This is a genomic window from Acidovorax sp. KNOB132, assembly GCF_057541515.1.
On sequence record NZ_BAAJYT010000409.1, the window covers coordinates 1 to 2,237 of the forward strand.

Annotated in this window: 3 protein-coding genes; all 3 read left to right on the plus strand. The window is 72.3% G+C overall.

Annotated features, from left to right (window positions below):
- A partial coding sequence (locus AC27IO_RS23130; protein ID WP_498741000.1) for an ATP-binding protein occupies positions 1–518 on the plus strand: 518 nt, incomplete at its 5' end.
- Between the two features lie 124 nt (positions 519–642).
- Entirely contained in the window at positions 643–2,058 is a 1,416-nt protein-coding gene (gene creD / locus AC27IO_RS23135; RefSeq protein ID WP_284430273.1) for a cell envelope integrity protein CreD, read from the plus strand.
- A partial coding sequence (locus AC27IO_RS23140; RefSeq protein ID WP_498741003.1) for a hypothetical protein occupies positions 2,055–2,237 on the plus strand: 183 nt, incomplete at its 3' end. The genes creD and AC27IO_RS23140, both read left to right, overlap by 4 nt.

Consider the following 2,237-nt stretch of genomic DNA (forward strand, 5'->3'; position numbering starts at 1 on the left):
TCGAGCAAAGCGAGCGCCTGCAGCGCCTGGTGGACCGGCTGCTGGCGCTGAGCCAGCTCGAGCAGCGCCAGCGGGCCGAGGGCGCGGCGGCCGTCTCGCTGCAGGACTGCGCGGCCCTGGCCGTGCGCCAGGCCCAGGCCCGCGCCAGCCAGCGCACCATCGACCTGGTGCTCACGGGCGACGGCGCCGGCGGCCCCTGGGAGGCCGAACTGGTGACGCTGGCGATCACCAACCTGATCGACAACGCCATCGACTTCGCGCCCGCCGGCAGCGCGGTGCGCGTGGAATTGCAGGGCCCGGTGGTGGCCGTGCAGGACGGGGGTCCCGGCGTGCCGGACTATGCGCTGCCGCGGCTGGGCGAGCGCTTTTTCACCACCGCGCGGCCGGGTGGAGAGCGCAGCGGCTCGGGGCTGGGCCTGGCCATCGTGCGCCGGATCATGGCGCTGCACGGGGGAACGATGGCAGTGCGCAACACCCAGCCCGGGCTGCGGGTCGAACTCGCCTTTCCGGCCGCCTGACGGCGGCGCACCGGCCACCGGGCCGGCAGCGCGCTGGTGCACTTCACCGTGCGCTCACAAACTTCATTTCCGCCTCACGCCCGATCACCACACTGCCCTCCACATCCACTGGCGGAGAGCCTCCTTGAAACACCCCCTGTTCACCAAACTGGCCGCGCTCGCGGCCATCACCCTGCTCCTGCTGTTCGGCCTGGGCCTCATCGAAGACGTGGTGCGCGACCGCCAGCGCTACCGCACCCTCACCGCCGATGGCGTGGCGCGCAGCCTGGCGGGTTCGCAAACCCTGCTGGGGCCGCTGATCCACAGCGCCTGCGTGGAAAGCTGGGATGCCGTGACCGGCACCGGCAGCGAGCGCACCACGGTCGAGAAACGGCGCGAGTTCGTGCTCACCGCCATGCCGGACACCCTGCAATTGCGCGCCGGCACCGCCATGCAGGAGCGCTCGCGCGGTGTGCACAAGGTCAACACCTACGCCCTGAAGGCGCATGTCGCCGCCGAGTGGTCGTCGCTCGCGAGCCTGCGGCCGGACACCACCGTGCAGGGCTCGCGCATGCAATGCGGCGCACCCCTTCTGATGATGGCGGTGGGCGATGCGCGGGGCATCCGCGCGGCCCAGCTCACCATCGGCGGCCAGGCGCTGGCCCTGAAGCCCGGCACCTTCCACCCCGCCTACCCCCGCGGCCTGCATGCCCCGCTGCCCGAAGCGCTGGTGCAGCGGCCAGGCGGCGATACCGGCCCGTTCAAGGCCGAGATGGACCTGGAACTCGTGGGCACCGAGAGCGTGGCCATCGTGCCGCTGGGCAGCCAGACCCAGGTGCAGATGGACGGCAGCTGGCCCCACCCCTCGTTCGCAGGCCGCTTCCTGCCGTCGGAGCGCACCGTGGGGGACAAAGGCTTTTCCGCGCTGTGGCGCCTGTCTTCGCTCGCCAGTACGGCCCAGCAGGACGTGGCCGCCGGCCGCCCCGCGTGCGAGGCGGCCCCCAGCGCGGACCACGCCTACGAACCCGCGCCCGCCGACGGCCGCGGCTGCGCCGACAGCTTCACCGTGGCCTTCGTGGACCCGGTCAATCCCTATTCCCTGAGCGACCGCGCCACCAAGTACGGCGTGCTGTTCATCGCGCTCACCTTCGTGGCGGTGGGCCTGTTCGAGCTGATGAAGCGGCTGCGGGTGCATCCGGTGCAGTACCTGCTGGTGGGCAGCGCCCTGTGCAGCTTCTTCCTGCTGCTGGTGAGCCTGTCGGAGCACCTGCCCTTCGGCGTTTCGTATGCCATCGCGGCCAGCGCGTGCGTGCTGCTGCTGGCCTACTACGCCAGCCACATGCTCGGCAGCCTGTGGCTCGGCCTGCCGTTCGGGGCCGGCATCGCACTGCTCTACGGCCTGCTCTACCTGCTGCTGCAGCTGGAGCAGACCGCGCTGGCCGTGGGTGCCATCGCGCTGTTCCTGGTGCTGGCCGCCGTGATGGTGCTCACGCGACGGGTCAACTGGTACGGCCTGACCGCGCAACGCCCGGTTCCCACCCCTCGCCCGGAGGCCGCATGAGCGCGCCGTCGCCCGGGCCGGCCCACCGGGCCAGCCCCTGGGACACGCACCTGGCCGCGCCAGCGCAGCCGGAGCACGGCGAGCAGGGCCTGTCGATGGCGCAGGCGCAGCGCCTGCAGCGCTACCACGACCGCCTGCTGTGCGCCCTGGCGGCGCGGACCGCGAAGCCTTGCGCCAGG